Annotated in this window: 20 protein-coding genes; 8 read left to right on the top strand and 12 right to left on the bottom strand. The window is 67.8% G+C overall.

Features of this window, described 5'->3' with window-relative positions; genetic code table 11:
* Window positions 1-9: 9 nt before the first annotated feature.
* From paaC (NMQ09_RS15155) to paaA (NMQ09_RS15165), 3 genes are read right to left on the bottom strand one after another with little or no spacing between them, the layout of a single operon-like run.
* On the bottom strand, window positions 10-873 hold the full coding sequence (gene paaC, locus NMQ09_RS15155) for a 1,2-phenylacetyl-CoA epoxidase subunit PaaC (protein WP_255191423.1): 864 nt from the start codon (window positions 871-873) through the stop codon (window positions 10-12).
* A complete protein-coding gene (gene paaB / locus NMQ09_RS15160; protein ID WP_255191424.1) occupies window positions 873-1,190 on the bottom strand; it encodes a 1,2-phenylacetyl-CoA epoxidase subunit PaaB in 318 nt (105 codons plus the stop codon). Before paaB ends, paaC (NMQ09_RS15155) begins: the two co-directional genes overlap by 1 nt.
* Window positions 1,191-1,192: 2 nt before the next feature.
* Window positions 1,193-2,134: a 1,2-phenylacetyl-CoA epoxidase subunit PaaA gene (paaA, locus tag NMQ09_RS15165; RefSeq protein WP_255191425.1), complete on the bottom strand. Its 942-nt coding sequence runs from the start codon at window positions 2,132-2,134 to the stop codon at window positions 1,193-1,195.
* An 88-nt stretch (window positions 2,135-2,222) separates the two neighbouring features.
* On the opposite strand from paaA (NMQ09_RS15165), the gene NMQ09_RS15170 reads away from it, so the two are divergent.
* Window positions 2,223-2,864 (top strand): helix-turn-helix domain-containing protein, encoded by a 642-nt coding sequence (locus tag NMQ09_RS15170; protein WP_255191426.1) that lies wholly within the window; start codon window positions 2,223-2,225, stop codon window positions 2,862-2,864.
* Window positions 2,865-2,972: 108 nt separating this feature from the next.
* Window positions 2,973-3,386: a hydroxyphenylacetyl-CoA thioesterase PaaI gene (gene paaI / locus NMQ09_RS15175; RefSeq protein ID WP_255191427.1), complete on the top strand. Its 414-nt coding sequence runs from the start codon at window positions 2,973-2,975 to the stop codon at window positions 3,384-3,386.
* Between the two features lie 276 nt (window positions 3,387-3,662).
* Here paaI and NMQ09_RS15180 read toward each other — a convergent pair whose 3' ends face one another.
* Genes NMQ09_RS15180 through paaA (NMQ09_RS15210) form a run of 7 tightly spaced genes read right to left on the bottom strand, consistent with a single transcriptional unit; the run spans window position 3,663 to window position 7,134 of the window.
* Complete coding sequence (locus NMQ09_RS15180; protein ID WP_255191428.1) at window positions 3,663-3,983, bottom strand: 2Fe-2S iron-sulfur cluster-binding protein; 321 nt, start codon at window positions 3,981-3,983, stop codon at window positions 3,663-3,665.
* Window positions 3,980-4,480 carry a GNAT family N-acetyltransferase gene (locus NMQ09_RS15185; protein WP_255191429.1) on the bottom strand — a complete coding sequence of 167 codons (501 nt, stop codon included), beginning with the start codon at window positions 4,478-4,480 and terminating at the stop codon, window positions 3,980-3,982. Before NMQ09_RS15185 ends, NMQ09_RS15180 begins: the two co-directional genes overlap by 4 nt.
* Window positions 4,481-4,525: 45 nt before the next feature.
* Complete coding sequence (locus tag NMQ09_RS15190; protein WP_425607268.1) at window positions 4,526-4,684, bottom strand: PaaD-like zinc ribbon domain-containing protein; 159 nt, start codon at window positions 4,682-4,684, stop codon at window positions 4,526-4,528.
* Between the two features lie 43 nt (window positions 4,685-4,727).
* Window positions 4,728-5,174 (bottom strand): metal-sulfur cluster assembly factor, encoded by a 447-nt coding sequence (locus NMQ09_RS15195; protein WP_255191430.1) that lies wholly within the window; start codon window positions 5,172-5,174, stop codon window positions 4,728-4,730.
* Window positions 5,167-5,943, bottom strand: coding sequence for a 1,2-phenylacetyl-CoA epoxidase subunit PaaC (paaC, locus tag NMQ09_RS15200; RefSeq protein ID WP_255191431.1), 777 nt, complete (start codon window positions 5,941-5,943; stop codon window positions 5,167-5,169). Before paaC (NMQ09_RS15200) ends, NMQ09_RS15195 begins: the two co-directional genes overlap by 8 nt.
* Window positions 5,940-6,221, bottom strand: a complete 282-nt coding sequence (locus NMQ09_RS15205; RefSeq protein ID WP_255191432.1) for a phenylacetic acid degradation protein PaaB — start codon at window positions 6,219-6,221, stop codon at window positions 5,940-5,942. The genes paaC (NMQ09_RS15200) and NMQ09_RS15205 overlap by 4 nt, the downstream gene beginning before the upstream one ends.
* A 1-nt stretch (window position 6,222) precedes the next feature.
* Window positions 6,223-7,134: a 1,2-phenylacetyl-CoA epoxidase subunit PaaA gene (gene paaA / locus NMQ09_RS15210; protein WP_255191433.1), complete on the bottom strand. Its 912-nt coding sequence runs from the start codon at window positions 7,132-7,134 to the stop codon at window positions 6,223-6,225.
* A 186-nt stretch (window positions 7,135-7,320) separates the two neighbouring features.
* On the opposite strand from paaA (NMQ09_RS15210), the gene NMQ09_RS15215 reads away from it, so the two are divergent.
* Window positions 7,321-8,046 (top strand): helix-turn-helix domain-containing protein, encoded by a 726-nt coding sequence (locus NMQ09_RS15215; RefSeq protein ID WP_255191434.1) that lies wholly within the window; start codon window positions 7,321-7,323, stop codon window positions 8,044-8,046.
* Window positions 8,047-8,224: 178 nt separating this feature from the next.
* On the opposite strand, the gene paaK is transcribed toward NMQ09_RS15215, so the two are convergent.
* Window positions 8,225-9,511 (bottom strand): phenylacetate--CoA ligase PaaK, encoded by a 1,287-nt coding sequence (gene paaK, locus NMQ09_RS15220; RefSeq protein WP_255194602.1) that lies wholly within the window; start codon window positions 9,509-9,511, stop codon window positions 8,225-8,227.
* Between the two features lie 220 nt (window positions 9,512-9,731).
* Between paaK and NMQ09_RS15225 the strand changes: the two genes are divergently transcribed.
* A complete protein-coding gene (locus tag NMQ09_RS15225) occupies window positions 9,732-10,907 on the top strand; it encodes a thiolase domain-containing protein (protein ID WP_255191435.1) in 1,176 nt (391 codons plus the stop codon).
* Window positions 10,904-12,337 carry a zinc ribbon domain-containing protein gene (locus NMQ09_RS15230; protein ID WP_255191436.1) on the top strand — a complete coding sequence of 478 codons (1,434 nt, stop codon included), beginning with the start codon at window positions 10,904-10,906 and terminating at the stop codon, window positions 12,335-12,337. The genes NMQ09_RS15225 and NMQ09_RS15230 overlap by 4 nt, the downstream gene beginning before the upstream one ends.
* A gap of 658 nt (window positions 12,338-12,995) precedes the next feature.
* Here the strand turns inward: NMQ09_RS15230 and NMQ09_RS15235 are convergent.
* Entirely contained in the window at window positions 12,996-14,132 is a 1,137-nt protein-coding gene (locus NMQ09_RS15235; protein WP_255191437.1) for a thiolase family protein, read from the bottom strand.
* A gap of 100 nt (window positions 14,133-14,232) precedes the next feature.
* On the opposite strand from NMQ09_RS15235, the gene NMQ09_RS15240 reads away from it, so the two are divergent.
* From NMQ09_RS15240 to NMQ09_RS15250, 3 genes are all read left to right on the top strand, one after another.
* The gene (locus NMQ09_RS15240; protein WP_255191438.1) at window positions 14,233-15,114 is read left to right on the top strand and encodes a 3-hydroxyacyl-CoA dehydrogenase family protein; all 882 of its coding nucleotides are present in this window, start codon (window positions 14,233-14,235) and stop codon (window positions 15,112-15,114) included.
* Window positions 15,111-15,956, top strand: coding sequence for an enoyl-CoA hydratase/isomerase family protein (locus NMQ09_RS15245; RefSeq protein WP_255191439.1), 846 nt, complete (start codon window positions 15,111-15,113; stop codon window positions 15,954-15,956). The genes NMQ09_RS15240 and NMQ09_RS15245 overlap by 4 nt, the downstream gene beginning before the upstream one ends.
* Before the next feature lie 124 nt (window positions 15,957-16,080).
* Entirely contained in the window at window positions 16,081-17,355 is a 1,275-nt protein-coding gene (locus NMQ09_RS15250; RefSeq protein ID WP_255191440.1) for an MFS transporter, read from the top strand.
* Window positions 17,356-17,366 lie beyond the last annotated feature (11 nt).

Raw genomic sequence — 17,366 nt, forward strand, 5'->3', positions numbered from 1 at the left:
GGTCTCGTGTTAGGCGGGTTTGTCCATGATCTTGGTCGCCTCGGAGCGACCAAGTTCGCGGTAGGTGTGGGTGAAGTCCTCGTAGAGGGCCGCCCAGTCGTCGGTGTGGCTGCCGTCGCGGCCACGCGCTTCGGGGAGTTCTTCGTTCGGGACTTCGAACTCGTATTCGTCGAAGTGCACTCGTTCGACTGCTGGCGTTTCGAGATCGAGTGACTTGAGGAACGGAACGACCGTATTGACCCACTCCTCGGCCAGTTCCTCGAGGGACTCGGTTCGGAAGCCGGCCTCGACGATCGTTTCTTCGACGCCCTCGTCGACCGGTTCGAACAGCGTCAGCGCGTGGGGGAACAGCCGGTCGACGGCAGCCTGGAGGCGCTCGTGGCCCTCGCCGTCGGCGAGGCGTTCCATCCAGCTCTGGGCGTGTTCTACGTGGTAGCGTTCTTCGTCCTGGATCTTGCCGACGCGGCCGGCGATCTTGGCGTAGCTCGAGCCCTCGAGCGCTTCGAGGCGGAGCTGCTCGGCGAGGTCGTAGAGGTAGTGTCGGACGATGGCGTCCGCCCAGTCACCGTCGGGGAACGACAGCTCCACGAGGGTGCTGTGGCGCCAGGCCTCCGGCTCGCGCTCGTAGACCAGTTCGTGTTCCTCGTAGCCCAGATCCTCGAGCACGTCGTACCAGAGTCGGGCGTGGCCGAGTTCGTCCTGGGCGTTGTTCGACAGCGCGAGGTCGGACTCGAGGGTCGGCGCGCGAACCTGCCACTCGGTGTAGCGCTCGGCGAGGACGAACTCGTCGTCGGCCAGCGTCAGCAGCAGGGCCTCGAGTGCGTCGCGCTCGTCGGCGTCGAGGTCGTCGACGTGCTCGATTTCGGCGGCCATCAGAGCTCACCTCGCTGTTTCTCGGCTTCGGCCTGCTCGCCCTCCGAAGCGATCACTTCGGCGGCGTGATCGACGTCCGTCTTGTACGTCGGCGCCCAGCGGTAGCTCTTGTCGGTCGCGCCGCCAAAGGAGGTCTCCTCGGCGTCAACCTCGCCGATCTCGGTCTTCGGGACGACCCAGATGCTGTTGGTCGGCTTGCGCCGGCCGTGCTGGATGACGGCGAACTGCTCGGCCAGCTCGCGGTCGGGCGCGTGGACGTTGCCACAGTGGGTGTGGTAGCCACCCGGCTCCTCCTGTCGGAATACTTCCCAGATCATGGTTAGTCAGCTGCCTGTGGTTTGGCGCTTCCGGCGGGGACGTTCTCCCACTCGAGCGTGTCACGGACCCACTGGACCGCCTCCTGGGCGGCCTTGCGGCCGTTGATCTGGCCGAGTCCAGGTTCGTACTCGTTTTTGGCGATCTGGAAGAACTCGTCCCAGTCGAGGTCGCTCTCTTCGACCTGGTAGTCGCCCTCGTCGTTCTTGTAGATACGCGGTTCCTCGGGGATCTCGAGGCCGTACCGTTCGGCCTTCGGGATGTACTCGTTGAGGAACGCCGTCCGGAGCTCGTCGTTGGACATCTGTTTGAGGCCGACGGCCGAGGCGAAGTCGTGGTGAGTGCTCTTGTCGTCGGTGGGGCCGAAGAACTGGATGATCCGGGGCCACCAGAGGTCGAAGGCCTCCTGGGTCAGCTCCTGTTCTTTCTTCGAGCCCGTCATCAGCGTCGCGAGGATGCTCTCGCCGTGTTTGACGTGGAAGCCCTCCTCGAAACAGACCTTGTCCATCGCGTGGGCGTAGGGCTCCCAGCTGGTGCGTCGCAGCGTCGCCTGTCGGCGCATCGCCGCGCCGTCGACGAAGAAGGCGATCATCGCCGTCTCCGGCCAGCGCTGCATCGGGTAGTGGAAACAGTTGAGGAACTTCCCCTTGCCGTTGGCGAGGTCGTCGAGCATCTCCTCGCGCGTCTTCACGCCGAGCGTTTCGGCGGCGCGGTAGAGCAACTGCCCGTGGCCGATCTCGTCCTGGACCTTCGCCGAGAACGCCAGCTTTCGGTCGATGCTCGGCGCCTGCCGGATGAACGGGCGCTCTAGGTACGCGCCCATGATCTCGGAGTTCGCGTGGAACTCGATCATCCGGGTGGCCGCCTTCCGGTACTCCTCCGGCATGTCGTCCGCGGGGCTGAACTCCCGCGGCCCGGCCCGTTGTTCGACTGTTTCGATGTCCATCGTTCACCACAAACTAGCACGGAGAGACCCTTAGGGATTGACCCGGCCATAGAGCGGGTTTAAGTACCCCCAGTCGCTAACTTCCCACATGATCGACGAGTGCCTGGCGGTGGAGTTCCAGGTCACCGACGACGACTGCCCCCTGGCCGACGCGACGCGGCAGGTCGAGAACGTTCAGATAGACGCGCGTGCGCCCCAGCTTCGGGACGACGGCTACGTCCTCTTGCAGTTCAGTTCGCCGACCAACCACCACCTCCGCGAGACGCTCGACGCCGACGACCGGATCCGGTATCTCCACGTCGCGACCGCGGACGGACGAGACACCTATCGCTGTCTCTCGAAACACCCCTGTATCGTCCACGAGCTGATCAGCAGCGGGCTGATCGTCGAACAGCTCCGGTACCGTGAGGGAAAAGCCACCTTCTTCGGCGCCGTCGTCGGACGGGACGTCCTCAAAGGCGTGATGGAGCGCGCCGGCCAGGCCGTCGGCGTCCGCCTAGAGCGCATCTACCCGCTCCAGTCCGAAGCCGAGGAGATCCCCAGCCAGCAGTGGGACATCACGCCACGCCAGGAAGAGTGCATCCGCGTCGCCCTCGAGCTGGGCTACTTCTCGATTCCGCGCGACGCCGACGCGAGCGACGTCGCCGCCGAACTCGGCATCAGCAAGTCGGCCTTCCTCGAGCGACTCCACCGCGCGGAGGCCTCGCTGTTCTCGCAGATCTTCATGTGACCCCTTACCGCTCGCGACGAACGACTACGGCGAACGAGACGACGGGGGCGATCGTCACGATTCGCCGGACCCAGTAGCTATTTGAGCTCACACCACAACCGCCAGGACATGGCAGAGCACGCCGACGACGATCCAGTGGCACGTGCGCGGACGCTCGCCGAAGACGACCCGTACTGTGCGCACCTGGGTATCGAACTGGTCGACATCGGTTCGGGAACCGCCACCACCGAGCTGACAATCACCGAAGACCTGCTCAACTTCCACGGCACGCCCCACGGCGGGGCGGTCTACTCGGTCGCCGACGCCGCCTTCGCCGCCGCCTCGAACTCCCACGGCGACGCCGCGTTCGCCCTCGAGACCAACATCTCCTACCTCGCGCCCGTCGAGGTGGGTGAGACGCTCACCGCGACGGCGACCGAAACGCACGCCGGCGGGCGGACGGCCGAGTACCAGATCCCCGTCACCGGCCCCGACGACGAGCGCATCGCGACGTTCCGGGGACGAGTGTACAAGCCGGGTTAGAGACGTGAGGTGGCCGACGAGCACGACGCACACCACGGCCAGCTGACGGTACGACCGACGCACACGAAACACGAACGGTATCGTCCGTACTCGCGCGGGCCGCGCCGGCTCACGGCTCGCCGAGCCGTTCGCGTCGCTCGGCCCGCACTCGAGCAGGACGCCCCATCCTCCCCGGCGCCACGGCGGCGTGTGCGGCGCGCCGTCGGAGACTCCGGCGCGCCTCACGGCGGTGGCGCCGCTACCTGCGGTCGATCAGCTGCGCTGAAAACGCGGTCGCTACGGCTCTTCGCGGGAGTGAACCGTCAGATCCGATCGCGGGTAGGAGATACAGAGCAGGGCGTAGCCCTGGTCTTGCTCCCACTGGGTGAGGATCCGGTCCTCGCTCCGGTCGACCTCGCCCTCGATGCGCGCGCTGCAGGCGGCACACACCCCCTGGAGACACTGGTAGGGGAGGTCGACGCCCGCTTCCTCGGCCGCCTCGAGGACGTACTGGTCGCGCGGACACTCGAGTTCGACGCCCTCTTTCGCGAACTCGACGGTGTACGTCTCCTGCTCTCCGCCGTCGCCGGCCGGTTCGGACTGCTCACCCAGCGTCATAGCTCCTTCTCGTAGACCGTCTCCATCGGTCGCATGCCGTACCCCTCGTAGAACGCCTCTTCGGGCTCGCCGTGGAGGACGTCGTACCGCCAGAAGGGGAGCTCGCGCTCGCGGAACCAGGCCTCGGCGGCCTCGAGCAGCGCCGTTCCGATTCCCTCGCCGCGGTGGTCCGGGTGGACGTAGTGGCCGTAGACGTACCCGTGCTGGCCGAACTTGAACACGGGGTGGCCGCCGATCACCCGAACCTCGAGTGCGCCGACGACCCGGCCGTCTCGCTCGGCGAGCAGGACGTCGCCGCGGGAGGACTCCACCAGGCTGTTCGTGAAGTAGCCCTGCCAGCGTTCGCGCCCCTCGGCGTCGACTTCGAAGCGCTCGTCGTAGTCGGCGAGGACCGCCGCGTAGCCGTCCCACAGCTCCCGGATGGCCGGAGCGTCCTCGGCCGTTGCTTTCCGTACGATGCAGCCGTCGATACCGTCGAATTCGAGTTCGCTAGTCATTCGTGATCCAGCTCCTGATCGCAGCGCGCCGAACCGAGGGTCCGGTCAGCCGAACCGCTCGAACGGGTTCTCACAGTCGGTGCAGTAGTAGATCGTCCGGCAGAGCGAGGGGCCACGCGGGTTCTCGACTCGCGTCGCCGTCGAGGCGCAGTACGGACAGGCCACCTCGCTCGACTCGAGCGGCCGGCCCGCGTTTTCGTCCATCTTCGCGGCGACGGCCGCGCCGGTCCGCCCCTCGTCGTCGCCGTCACTCGCCATCGCAGACTCCTCCGCCGGCCAGCGGACAGGCGAAGCCGGCCTGGCCGAGCTGTTCCCGGGCCGCGTCGGTCATGTCTGCGGGCGTCCACGGCTCGTCGTAGCGCAAGTCGACCGTCGCCGACTCGACGCCCGGAACGCTCTCGGCGCGGCGTTCGATCATCCGCTCCATGATCTCGCGGGCGGGACAGCCCGTGTACGTCAGCGTGAACGTAACCGTCGCGTGGCCGTCCTCGAGGCTCACGTCCCGGATCAGCCCGAGGTCGACGAGACTCACGGGCAGTTCGGGGTCCTCGACGTCCTCGAGCGCGCGCCAGAGGTCCGCCTCGTCGGGCTCGCCGTCGACCTCGACCGGCGGGAACGGCTCCTCGCCGGCGGCGAGGTCGAACCCCGGCGCGTTCCGGGACAACATCTCTGTGACGTCGATCGGCTCAGGCATCCACGTCCACCCCTTGCTCGTAGACGGTGCGGGTCTCGGCGAGGAGGTCCTCGAGGTCGGCGGTGTGTACGCCTTCGCGTCCCGAGGCCTCCGCGGGCGCTTCGAGTTCGGGGACGGCGAGGCCGGCCGCCTCGAACGTCGGGACGACCTCGTCGATGAACGCCTCCCGCTGCTCGGCGAGCGAGCTGCCGTAGACGCCCTCGACGGGCTCGTCCCCGTCGAACTCGAAAACGGCCAGCGCGTCGGCCCAGTTCGCCTCGAGGGCGGCCTGGAGCCGCGCCTGACCTTCCTCGTCGTTCGCGAGCGTCTCGATCCACACCTCGCCGTGCTCGAGGTGGTAGGCCTCCTCGGCGAGGATCTTCTCGAGCAGGCCCGTGATCGGCTCGTACTCGCCGTTGGCCAGCGCCTCGAGTCGGATCGAGTCCGCCACGTCGTAACAGTAGTGGCGAACGATCGTGTCGGCCCACTCCTCGAAGGGGGCCTCGAGCAGGCGGGCGTTGCGGTACGCCTCGGGCTCGCGTTCGTAGGCCAGTTCCTGGGCCGTGGCGTCGCGCAGCTTTGCGACCTCCGCGTAGAGGTGTTCGGCGTGACCCAGTTCGTCCTGGGCGACGTTGCTGATCGCGACGTCCTCTTCGACCGTGGGGGCGACGCCGGTCCAGTCACAGAGCCGGTTGCCCATCACGTGGTCGTCGTCGGCCGCCGCGAGCAGGGCGGCCTCGAGCGCGGTCGTGAACGGTTCGTCTGCGTCGTCGGGGGTCTGGATACTCATGCGGTGAATCCCTCCACGTCCTCGTAACCGGAATTTTCGCGGTACTCCTTCTCGAGCGTCCCGCCGTAGGGGACGTCGGTGCCGATCTCCTCGAGGTCCGACTTGCGGACCACGACGAGGTCCTGGGTCGGCTTGCGCCGGGCGTAGTTCTCGCGGGCGTAGACCTTCGCGAGTTCGGGGCTGTTCGCGTCGACGCTGCCGACCTCCGTCAGTGGCGCGCCCGATCGCTGGCGGCGGAACACGAGGTAGACGTTCTCGTCGCCGTTCGCGTCTTCCATCTCAGTTCACCCCCGCGGCCCGGCGGACCCAGGCGTTGTCCTCGTAGGCCTCCCGACGGACCGACAGGCGCTCGTCGTTCATCGGGCCGTCTCCACGCGAGACCTCGAAAAAGCGATCCCAGTCGAGCGGGGTGTACTCCCAGCGCCCTGCTTCCTCGTCGTAGTGGAGGTCGTCGTCGGGGATCTCGATCCCGTAGCGCTCGAGTTTTGGAACGTAGAACTCCTCGAGGAACTCCTGGCGGAGCTCGTCGTTGGTCTTGACCTTCAGCCCCCACCGCATCAGCTCGTCCTGGTGGGTCGAGTCGGCGTCCCGCGGGCCGAAAAACTGCAGCGTCGGCTCCCACCAGCGATCGACGGCGTCCTGGAGCAGCTCCTGTTCGGCCTTCGAGCCCGTCGCCAGCGACCGGATGATGTCTTCGCCGTGTTTGACGTGGAAGGACTCCTCGTAACAGATCTTCCGCAGCCCCCGCGCGTACGGCGCGTAACTCGAGGCCGTGAGCGAACCCTGGCGGAACATCGCCGCGCCGTCGATGAAGCAGGCGATGTAGCCCGCGTCGCCCCACGTCTTCGCCTCGTAGTTGAAGACGTTGGCGTACTTCGCCTCGCCCTCAATCAGCTCCTCGACCATCTCGTCGCGACTGTTGAGTCCGAGGGTCTCGGCGACGCGGTAGAGCACCTGCGCGTGGCCGGCCTCGTCCTGGACCTTCGCGCTGATGGCGCGCTTGCGTCGCATCGTCGGCGCCTGCTTGATCCACCGACGCTCGGGCAACGTACCCACGATCTCCGAGTTCGCGTGGAACTGGATCATCCGCTGGGCCGCCTCGCGGTACTCGAGCGGCAGGTCCTCCGTCGGCTCGACCTGCTCGCCGCGCTGGACGCGGTCTTCGAACGATTGGGGTGCCGTCACACTCATACGAGCCCTTCTAGGACGCCGTTCCCGGTAAGTCCCGATTGCTCTATAGAGCAGGATTTAAGTTAGCGACCCGCTCGAGGCGGTTTTCGGGACCCTCGACGGGTCGGCCGTCCGCGCCCGCAGGTACTTAAAGCCGCCACAAAACCGGGTCTAAACCTATGCAACCGCTTGCCGTGAACGTGACACATGGAAGCTGAGTACGTGATCGTCGAACTGGCCATCACCGGGGCGGGCTGTCCGCTCGTCGAGGCGACCCGGGAGCACGACGTCGTCGTCGACGAGCACGTCCCGGCGCTGCGGGCCGACGGAACGCCGATGGTCCACTTCGACGCCGAGGGCGACGTCGAGGCGATGGCGGCGTCGTTCGAGGACCACGAGGCGGTTTCGGACCTCCAGGTCACGGGGACGAGCGGGGTCGGTACCTGCCGGGCCTCCCTCGAGGGGGAGTGTCTCCTCGCGCCGCTGATCGACGCCGGGTTCAAGCCCCACGACGTCCGGATCGTCGACGGCGTCGAGCGCCTCTGGGGGTCGGTGCCGGGTCGTGACGCGCTCGCGGACGTGATCAACGCCGCCCGCGAGCACGGCTCGGTCCGCTTAGAGCGGGCGACGACGATGAGCGAGGCGCCGACCGCCGGCGGAATGCCCCGGGACAGCCCCGACGCGCGCCTGACCAAGCGACAGCGGGAGGCGCTGATCGCGGCCACCGAGATGGGCTACTTCGAGGTGCCACGCCGGACGAACGCCACGGAGGTCGCCAAGGAACTCGGCATCAGCAAGTCGGCGTTCCTCGATCGACTCAAGCGCGCTCAGGCGTCGCTGTTCGAAGCGCTCTTCTCGGAGGGGGAACGGCAGGCGGCCGCGGCTCGCCAGAGTGGCGCCCCCAGCCATGCGGCCCCGGCCAGCGACGACTGACGACCGAACGGCGACCGATCAGCGACGCGACAGCTAGCAACTGATTGCCGACCAACCTGTGCGACGACAGCTGACCGATAGCGTCGTCACCCGTTCGGTCGTCCGTTCGACGAGTCAGGGCTCCGCTCGAGCGGGAGACGAGCGGTGAAAAGGGGTCAGACTCGAGTCGGCGTCCGTCTCAGCGGTGGTCGAAGACGCGCTGGACCTTGCCGACCTCCGTGCGCTCGATCGTGCCGTAGTCGGCGAGCGTGAGCTGATCGGGCGTAAAGGAGAGGACGTTCTCGAGGCGGGTGAGGATGCGGTCGTGGAGCTCGTCGCGGTCGCCGTCGAACGCGTCGTCGATCTCGACGGTCACCTCGATGGTGTCGAGGCTCCCCTCGCGGTCTAAGTCGATGCGGTAGTAGGGGGCGATCTCCTCGAACTCGAGGACGACGTCTTCGACCTCGCTGGGGTAGAGGTTGACCCCGCGGACGATGATGAGGTCGTCGGCGCGGCCGGTGATGTTGTCCATGCGGACCATCGTGCGGCCACAGTCACACGTCTCGTAGTTCAGCGTGGTAAGGTCGCCAGTGCGGTAGCGGAAGACGGGCAGGGCTTCTTTCGAGAGCGTCGTGAGCACGAGTTCGCCTTCCTCACCTTCCTCGACTGGCTCGCCCGTCTCGGGATCGACGACTTCGGGGTAGAAGCGGTCCTCCCAGATGTGCAGGCCGTCCTGGGCTTCTGCACACTCGATGGAGACGCCGGGCCCGACGATCTCCGAGAGGCCGTAGATGTCGATGCCGGTGACGCCGAGGCGCTCTTCGATCTCCTCGCGCATCGGGTCGGTGCAGGGTTCGGCGCCGAAGATGACGGCCGAAAGCGGGAGGTCTTTGATGTCGATGCCCATCTCTTCTGCCGTCTCGGCGAGGTACAGCGAGTACGACGGGGTGCAGGCGATGGCGTCGCTCTCTAAGTCCGCCAGCATCTCGACCTGACGCTGGGTGCCGCCAGCGCCGATCGGGATCACCGTCGCACCGAGCTCCTCGACGCCGTAGTGGAGTCCGAGACCGCCGGTGAACAGCCCGTAGCCGTAGGCGTTCTGGACGGTGTCGCCGGGCTCGAGTCCTGCCGCGGCGAGACAGCGAGCGACGACCTCGCTCCAGACCTCGAGGTCGTCCTCGGTGTAGGAGACGATCTTCGGCTTCCCGGTGGTGCCCGAGGAGGCGTGGATCCGGAGGATCTCGTCGTCGTCGACGGCGAACAGGCCGTCGGGGTACTGGTCGCGGAAGTCCTCCTTCGTCGTGAACGGGAGCTTCGTAATGTCGTCGACCGTCTCGACGTCGTCGGGCGTGACGCCGAGTTCGTCCAGTTGCTCGCGGTAGTACTCGACGTTCTCGTAGGCGTTGCGAACCGTCTCCTGTAAGCGCTCGTTCTGGACAGCCTGGATCTCCTCACGTGAGGCTGTCTCGAGGTCCGTGTAAATCATCCTCATAGCATTCTCCGAAGCGCCGTACTAAAAATCATGTGATACTCGTCGACCATCGGACTGGATCGCTGGTGAGACGATTCCCGATCGGCGAACTGATACGGATCATTGTAAGTTTTGCCGGTGATCGCTCAAGCGGATCAGCGATCACCGGTAAAGAATCACAATAGACCGTATGAGGCTTCAGAAGCTATATCCCCCACCGTGACAACGCACGACTATGCGGGATGTCTACGTCATCGGCGCAGGACAGACCGCCTTCGGCGCGTTCCCGGATCGGAGCTACCGGGACCTCTTCGCCGAGGCGTTCGCTGCGGCCCGTGACAGCGTCGACCACGGAATCGACACCGACGAGATCGACGAGGCGGCCGTTGGCAGTCTGGGCGTCGGCGGCCGACAGCTCGGTCTCTCCGGCCCGGCGGTGACCGAGCACGTCGGCCTCCACAACGTGCCCTGCTCGCGCATCGAGAACGCCTGCGGCGCCGGCGGCTTCGCCGTCCGCCAGGCCGTTCAGGCGATCAAGAGCGGACTGGCCGACGTCGCCCTCGCCGGCGGCTACGAGGTGATGACCGACCTCTCCGGCGACGTCACCAAGTACTGGCTCGGCGTCTCCGGCGAGACCGAGTGGGAGCGCCTCACTGGCACCACCTTCTCCGGCGTCTACGCTCAGATGGCCAGCGCCTACATGCAGGAGTACGACGCGACGAAAGAGGATCTCTCGCGCGTCGCGGTGAAGAACCACGGAAACGGCGCGAAGAACCCGAAGGCCCACCTCGGCTTCGAGTGCTCGCTCGAGGACGCCGTCTCCGCGCCGGCCGTCGCCGACCCCCTCAACCTCTACCACTGCTGTCCGACCTCCGACGGCGCGGCGGTCGCGCTGCTGGCGAGCGAGGACGTCGTGAGCGAGTTCACCGACGAGCGCGTCCGCGTCGCGGGCGTCGGCGCGGCCAGCGAGCGCGTCGGCCTCGCCGAGCGCGACAGCTACACCGAAATCTCGGCCTCCCAGGTCGCGGGCGAAACCGCCTACGAACAGGCCGGCATCGAACCCGACGACCTCGACTTCGCCGAGGTCCACGACTGTTTCGCCATCGCCGAGCTGATCGCCTACGAGGATCTGGGCTTCTGCGAGCCGGGTGGCGCGGCCCGGCTGCTGCGAGAGGGCGTTACCGACCCCGACGGCGACCTCCCGGTCAATACTTCCGGCGGGCTCAAGTCGAAGGGCCACCCCATCGGCGCGACCGGCACGGGCCAGGTCGTCGAGGCGTTCGACCAGCTCACAGGCCAGGCGGGAGCACGTCAGCTCGAGGACCCGAAATACGGCCTCACCCACAACGTCGGCGGCAGCGGCGGTGCCTCCGTGGTTCACGTCTTCGAGAACGAGGGGGTGGCCCGATGACGGGCCTGGGAATCGCGAGCGTCGGCGCGTACGCACCGCGCTACCGCCTGACTGCCGACGCCGTCACCGACGCCTGGGGGCAGTTCCACGGCGCCGGCGTCTCCGAAACGGCCGTCCCCGCGGGCGACGAGGACACGCTGACGATGGCCTACGAGGCCGCAACCCGCGCGCTCTCGGCCGGCGACGTCGACCCCGACGCGATCACCCACCTATATCTCGGGACGACCACCCCGCCCTACGAGGAGGAGGCGGTTACCGCCCGCCTCGCCAGCTTCCTCGGCCTTTCCGACGACCTCGAGACGCGCCAGCTCACCGGCTCCACCCGCGCCGGCGTCGACGCACTTGCGACGGGCCTCGAGGCGGGCGAGGACGCGACCGTCCTCGTCGTCGCGAGCGACGCCCCCCGCGGCGCGCCGGACGACGAGCTCGAGCACGCGGCTGGGGCCGGTGCGGCCGCAGTGGTCCTGACGCCCGACAGCCCCGGTTCCCTGACCGACGCCGCCGAGCACGTCGGCCTCTTCCCCGGTACCCGGTTCCGCCCCCGAGGATCGGCAGAGACGACCGGCCTCGGCGTCACCCAGTACGACCGTCGGGCGTTCACCGAAACCGTCGCGGCCGCGGCGGCGGGCCTCGAGGCCGACCTCGCCGAGGTCGACGCCGTCTGCCTGCAGGCAGCCAACGGCAAGCTCCCCTATCGCGCCGCGGGTGCGCTCGGCGTCGACGCTGGCGCGATCCAGGCGGGCACCACCGTCCACGAACTCGGCGACACGGGCGCGGCGAGTGTCCTCCTCGGAGTCGCGAGCGCACTCGAGGCCGGCCACACCGACCTCGTTCTGCTCGGCTACGGCTCCGGCGGCGGCGCGACCGCGATGGCCGTCGACGCCGATGGGGTGGCCGTCGAGACCGACCTCGAGGGCGAGGCGAGCCTCGGCTACGGCGAGTACCTCCGGATGCGCGGCGACGTCACCCCCGGCGAGCCCGACGGCGGCGGCGCCTACGTCAGCGTCCCCAGCTGGAAGCGCACCATCCCCCAGCGTCACCGGCTCGTCGCCGGCCGCTGTACCGAGTGTGGCGCGCTCGCGTTCCCGCCCGAGGGCGCGTGTACGAGCTGTGGCGCGCTCGAGGAGTTCGAGGAAGTCGAACTCCCCGGCACCGGCACCGTGGAGGCCGCGACAGTCATCGGCCAGGGCGGCGCGCCGCCGGAGTTCGTCGAACAGCAGGCTCGGGAGGGCGCGTTCGTGAGCGCCGTCGTCGCCCTCGACGGACCCGGCGGCGAGGACGACGAGACCGTCTCGACGCCGACGCAGGTACTCACCGTCGGCGACGAAACGGTGGCCGTCGGCGACCGCGTCGAGGCGACGATCCGCCGGATCTACACCCAGGAGGGCGTGACCCGCTACGGGTTCAAGATGCGGCTGCTCGAGGACTGACGTCGGCTCGTTCGAGTTCTCGAGTGACGTTCTTTGATGGTGCGTTGAATTACCACGGGGACTCTGACCACTACGAAAGCCCCTGCCGGCTCCGGTCGAGGGACTCGCTGCGCGCGTTCCCTCCGGTCACGTGCTTGCGTCGTCCGTCTTCCCGGAGCCGGCAGCCCCTTTTTCCCACCCGCTGTGAACGGCTACGCAGCCGACACGGGTGGGAATGAAAGGGGCTGACTCGCTCGATTCCTCCCGGACGACGTAAGCACCGCAACGAAGTGAGGAGCGCAACGAGGCCCGGAGGGTCGAGCGAGTCAGGGGCTTTCGTAGTGGTCTCATACCGATGGGTGTAGCCTCTTGCCGGTGATCGCCGTCCCGGTGGGGCGATCACTGGTAACCAGTTACAACCGCCATTATCGATCGCTCGACGTTCGAGTCAGGGGAGATCGCCGACCGGGTCGACGCGACCGAGAGTTCGACCTGGGCGACCCTCGAGCGGCTCCACGATCGCGGCCTCGTCGGAGACGAGGAGTCCGGCTGGACGATCGGCGATCTCGAGGCCGTCAAGAACGCGTTCGTCTACAGCTCGACGGTCTCGTTCCTCGAGGGGGAACTCGGGACGGAGTCGAGAGCGGAGTGGCTCGAGGCGACGGAGAAAGATGAGTAGTCAGGGCCGCTCGAACACGACCGCCACGCCCTGGCCGAAGCCGACGCACATCGTCGCGAGTCCGTACCGGCCGTCGCGGCGCTTCAGTTCGTGCAGCAGCGTCGTCGCGATGCGTGCCCCCGAGCAGCCCAGCGGGTGGCCGAGCGCGATGGCGCCGCCGTTGACGTTCAGCTTCTCGTCGTCGATACCGAGTTCGCGTTGACAGTAGAGGCTCTGGGAGGCGAAGGCCTCGTTGAGCTCCACGAGATCGAGGTCGTCGACGGTGAGGTCGGTGCCCTCGAGCGCGTTCTGCGTCGCGGGGACCGGGCCGATTCCCATCACGCGCGGGTCGACGCCGGCGACCCCGCGGGAGTGAACGCGCGCGAGCACCTCGAGGTCGTGCTCGTCGGCGTACTCGGCGCTGGTCACGAGCAGGCCGGCCGCGCCGTCGGTCAGCGGCGAGGCGTTGCCCGGCGTGACCGTCCCCGCGTCGTCGTCGGCGAACACGGTCGGAAGGCCGGCGAGCGTCTCGAGGTCGGTCTCCGGGCGCGGTCCCTCGTCGCGGTCGACCGTTCCGTCCTCAGTTTCGACGGGGACGACCTCGTCGTCGAACCGGCCCGCCTCCCAGGCGTCGACCGCGCGTTCGTGGGATCGCAGGGCGAACGCGTCCTGTCCGTCGCGGCCGACGTCGTACTTCCGGGCGACGCGTTCGGCGGTCGCGCCCATCGGAAGTTCGTCCGCGTCGTAGTGCTCCTCGATGCCGGGGTGGAGCCAGCTCGAGAAGGGAATCCGGCTCATGTGCTCGACGCCCGCGACGGGGTAGACGTCGCCGTCGCCCGTCTCGATCGCGCGGGCGGCGTCGACGAGCGTCGTGAGCGAGGAGCCACACAGTCGGGTGGTCGTCGCCCCCGGCACCGTCTCGGGGAAGCCCCCGGCGAGCAGCGACTGGCGGGCGAGGTTCCGTCCTTGCTCTGCCTCCTGGTTGGCACAGCCGAGCCGGAAGTCGTCCCACTCCTCGGCCGGGACGCCCGTGCGCTCGATCAGCGCCTCGAGCACCGTCGCGACGAGGTCTTCCGGGTAGGTCTCGGCGAGTCCGCCGTCTTTTTTCCCCTGTGGCGTTCGCACCGCGTCGACGAGTACAGCCTCGGCTTGCGTCATCACTGAAACGGTCTGTGGGTGCCGGGTTAAACCGTTCGGCTCTCACACGATTCGCGCTCGAACGGAAACCGCTTTGACACCACCCCTGAATGTGTCGCGTATGCAAGTTGCAGTACTCGGAGCCGGCACGATGGGTCACGGAATCGCTCAGGTGACCGCGATGGCCGGCCACGACGTGATCGTCCGGGACATCGAAACCGAATACGTCGAGAACGGCCTCGAGTCGATCGAGGCCAATCTCGAAGGCGGCATCGAGCGCGACAAAGTCTCCCGCGAGGAAGCCGACGCGGCCCTCGAGCGCCTCTCGGGGACGACCGACCTCGAGGAGGCCGTCGCCGACGCGGACCTCGTGATCGAGGCCGTCCCGGAGGACCTGGATCTCAAGACGAACACGATGGAGGAGGTCGACGAACTGGTCGACGACGACGCGATCATCGCGACGAACACCTCCTCGCTGTCGGTGACGGAGATCGCGAGCGCCGCCGAGAACGACGGCCGGGTGATCGGGCTACATTTCTTCAACCCCGTCCACATCATGGCGCTGGTCGAGATCGTCGTCGCCGAGCAGACCGACGCCGAAACGCTCGAGTTCGCCCACGAGTTCGTCGAGGACATCGACAAGACCCCCGTCGAGGTGACCGACTCGCCCGGCTTCGCCTCCTCGCGGCTAGGCGTCGCCCTCGGCGTCGAGGCGATGCGGATGGTCGAGGAGGGCGTCGCCGACCCCCGGGACATCGACGCCGCGATGGAACTGGGTTACAACCACCCGATGGGGCCGATCGAACTGGGCGACGTCGTCGGGCTCGACGTCCGGCTGGGCATCCTCGAGTACCTCCGCGAGGAGCTCGGCGAGCGGTTCCGCCCGCCACAGGCGCTCAAGCGCAAGGTCCGTGCCGGCAAACTCGGCAAGAAGACCGGCGAGGGCTTCTACGTCTGGGAGGACGGCGAGATCGTCGGCGTCAGCGGTGAGGTGGACGGATGACGGTACCTGAAGGCCCCGTCGACGGCGCCGAGAAGATCGAGGCCGTCGCCGACGACTGCGAGACGGTCCACGCGTCGGTCGGCGACCGCGTCCCCGGCGTCGCGACCGTGACGATCGACCGACCGGACGCGCGCAACGCGCTCAACGCACAAGTTCGCGCGGAGTTGAAGGACGTGATGGGCGCCGTGTCCGACAGTGACGTTCGCGTCGTCGTCCTCACGGGTGCCGACGAGGCCAAGGCGTTCGTCGCCGGCGCCGACGTCGGCGAGTTCCGCGACCGCGACGCGTTGACGCAACGTGAGTTCTCGAAACGGCCGCGCGTCTACGAGGTCGTCGACGACCTGCCCCAGCCCGTGATCGGTCGGCTCAACGGCCACGCGCTCGGTGGCGGCTGTGAACTCGCCCAGGCCTGTGACGTCCGCATCGCCCACGAGCGTGCGAAGATCGGCCAGCCCGAGATCAACCTCGGGATCATGCCCGGCGGCGGCGGAACCCAGCGCCTCCCCAGGCTCGTCGGCGAGGGACAGGCCATGCGGCTGATCCTCTCCGGCGAGTTGATCGACGCCGAGGAGGCCCGCGAGATCGGCCTGGTCGATGAGGTCTGTGCCGACTCCGAGGGACTCGACGAGGCGGTCTACGACCTCGCCGAGTCGATGGCCGAAAAGAGCCCCGTCGCCCTCGAGTTCGCCAAGCAGGCGGTGAAGGCGAGTTCGCGGATGGGGCTCGAGCAGGGCATCGAGTACGAGGCCGAACTGTTCGCCCAGCTGTTCGCCACCGCGGACAAGAACGAGGGCATCGATGCCTTCTTCGAGGACCGCGACCCCGAGTGGCAGGGGCGGTAGACGAAGCGTCGGCGCGCTCGAGCATCGACGTGCGAGTCGACCTGACTCGGGCGGGCCGAATCACCGGCAAAGCTGTCCACCGAACGGAACGTTTTCGGTACCTCGGTGAGTGGTACCGCGACACGTGAACTACTGGTCGACGCTCCGCTACAGACGGTGGATCATCTGGGGGACGCTCGCGGCCGTCTTCCTGCTGGTGAACCTTTACCGACTCTCCTCGGCCGTGCTGGCCGATCGGCTGATGGTCGCGTTCGACACGAGCGGCGCCGCCCTCGGCACGTTACACGCCTCCTTTTTCTACGTGTACGCGCTGATGCAGCTGCCGGCGGGAATCCTCGCGGATCGGGCCGGGCCGAAGCGCACCGCGACCGGGGGAGCGATCGTGCTCAACGTCGGGGCGGTCGGCTTCGCGCTCGCGAACAGTTACCCGCTCGCCTTTCTCTCGCGGGCGCTGATCGGTCTCGGCGGCGCGGTGATCTTCATCTCGATGCTGCGGTTCGCTGCGAGCTGGTTCCGCGAGGAGGAGTTCGCGACGATGAACGGCCTCAGCATCGCCGTCGCCGGCCTCGGGGGCATCCTCGCGACGACGCCGCTCGCGGTCGCCGCGACGACGTTCGGCTGGCGCGAGACGACGCTGGGCCTCGGCGTGATCGGGCTGGGATTCGCCGCCGTCGTCTACCTGGTCGCCGACGACAAGCCCGAAGACGCCGGCTTCGAGCCGGTCGGCGACGCCGATTCGGAGCCGCTGACGCTCGGAGACGTCCTCGAGAACCTGCGGCTCGTCCTCGGGGAGCGAGAAACGTGGATCACGAGCGTCATGCTCTTCTGCTCGACGGGGATGCTCATCACCCTGCTCGGGCTGTGGGGCGTCCCCTACGTCGTTCAGACGTACGACGTCTCGGTGACGGCCGCCTCCTGGTACACCCTACTCGGCAGCTTCGGGCTCCTGATCGGCCCGCCCGCGTTCGGCTGGCTCTCGGACCGACTCGAGCGCCGCGCGCTCCTGATCGTGATCGGCGGCGTCGGCTACGTCGTCGGTTTCGGCGTCCTCGCGGTCGTCGGCCAGCCCCCGCGGGCGGTCGTCGCGGTCGTCTACTTCGGCGCCGGGTTCCTGCTCGGGGCGTACACGTTGAGCTACGCGCTGATCAAAGAACGCCACCCGACCAGCGCGAGCGGCGTCTCCACGTCGACCGTCAACGGCGCGGGCTTTCTCGGTGCTGCGCTGTTCCCCACGGTCCTCGGCTACGTCCTCGACGTCTACTGGACCGGGGAACTGGTCGCCGGCGCGCGGATCTACACGGAACTTGGCTACCAGGTTTCCTTCGGGATCGCGACACTCGCCAGTGTCATCGCCCTGGGCTGTAGCCTCTGGCTCTACCGGCAGGATCCGCTGGCTTGAACGGAGAATCG

The organism is Natronobeatus ordinarius, assembly GCF_024362485.1.
GTDB lineage: Archaea > Halobacteriota > Halobacteria > Halobacteriales > Natrialbaceae > Natronobeatus > Natronobeatus ordinarius.

Excerpts from the sequence above, each read along its gene's own strand:
- paaC (WP_255191423.1), bottom strand. The coding sequence starts at position 873 with ATGGCCGCCGAAATCGAGCACGTCGACGACCTCGACGCCGACGAGCGC.
- paaB (WP_255191424.1), bottom strand. The coding sequence starts at position 1,190 with ATGATCTGGGAAGTATTCCGACAGGAGGAGCCGGGTGGCTACCACACC.
- paaA (WP_255191425.1), bottom strand. The coding sequence starts at position 2,134 with ATGGACATCGAAACAGTCGAACAACGGGCCGGGCCGCGGGAGTTCAGC.
- NMQ09_RS15170 (WP_255191426.1), top strand. The coding sequence starts at position 2,223 with ATGATCGACGAGTGCCTGGCGGTGGAGTTCCAGGTCACCGACGACGAC.
- paaI (WP_255191427.1), top strand. The coding sequence starts at position 2,973 with ATGGCAGAGCACGCCGACGACGATCCAGTGGCACGTGCGCGGACGCTC.
- NMQ09_RS15180 (WP_255191428.1), bottom strand. The coding sequence starts at position 3,983 with ATGACGCTGGGTGAGCAGTCCGAACCGGCCGGCGACGGCGGAGAGCAG.
- NMQ09_RS15185 (WP_255191429.1), bottom strand. The coding sequence starts at position 4,480 with ATGACTAGCGAACTCGAATTCGACGGTATCGACGGCTGCATCGTACGG.
- NMQ09_RS15190 (WP_425607268.1), bottom strand. The coding sequence starts at position 4,684 with ATGGACGAAAACGCGGGCCGGCCGCTCGAGTCGAGCGAGGTGGCCTGT.
- NMQ09_RS15195 (WP_255191430.1), bottom strand. The coding sequence starts at position 5,174 with ATGCCTGAGCCGATCGACGTCACAGAGATGTTGTCCCGGAACGCGCCG.
- paaC (WP_255191431.1), bottom strand. The coding sequence starts at position 5,943 with ATGAGTATCCAGACCCCCGACGACGCAGACGAACCGTTCACGACCGCG.
- NMQ09_RS15205 (WP_255191432.1), bottom strand. The coding sequence starts at position 6,221 with ATGGAAGACGCGAACGGCGACGAGAACGTCTACCTCGTGTTCCGCCGC.
- paaA (WP_255191433.1), bottom strand. The coding sequence starts at position 7,134 with ATGAGTGTGACGGCACCCCAATCGTTCGAAGACCGCGTCCAGCGCGGC.
- NMQ09_RS15215 (WP_255191434.1), top strand. The coding sequence starts at position 7,321 with ATGGAAGCTGAGTACGTGATCGTCGAACTGGCCATCACCGGGGCGGGC.
- paaK (WP_255194602.1), bottom strand. The coding sequence starts at position 9,511 with ATGATTTACACGGACCTCGAGACAGCCTCACGTGAGGAGATCCAGGCT.
- NMQ09_RS15225 (WP_255191435.1), top strand. The coding sequence starts at position 9,732 with ATGCGGGATGTCTACGTCATCGGCGCAGGACAGACCGCCTTCGGCGCG.
- NMQ09_RS15230 (WP_255191436.1), top strand. The coding sequence starts at position 10,904 with ATGACGGGCCTGGGAATCGCGAGCGTCGGCGCGTACGCACCGCGCTAC.
- NMQ09_RS15235 (WP_255191437.1), bottom strand. The coding sequence starts at position 14,132 with ATGACGCAAGCCGAGGCTGTACTCGTCGACGCGGTGCGAACGCCACAG.
- NMQ09_RS15240 (WP_255191438.1), top strand. The coding sequence starts at position 14,233 with ATGCAAGTTGCAGTACTCGGAGCCGGCACGATGGGTCACGGAATCGCT.
- NMQ09_RS15245 (WP_255191439.1), top strand. The coding sequence starts at position 15,111 with ATGACGGTACCTGAAGGCCCCGTCGACGGCGCCGAGAAGATCGAGGCC.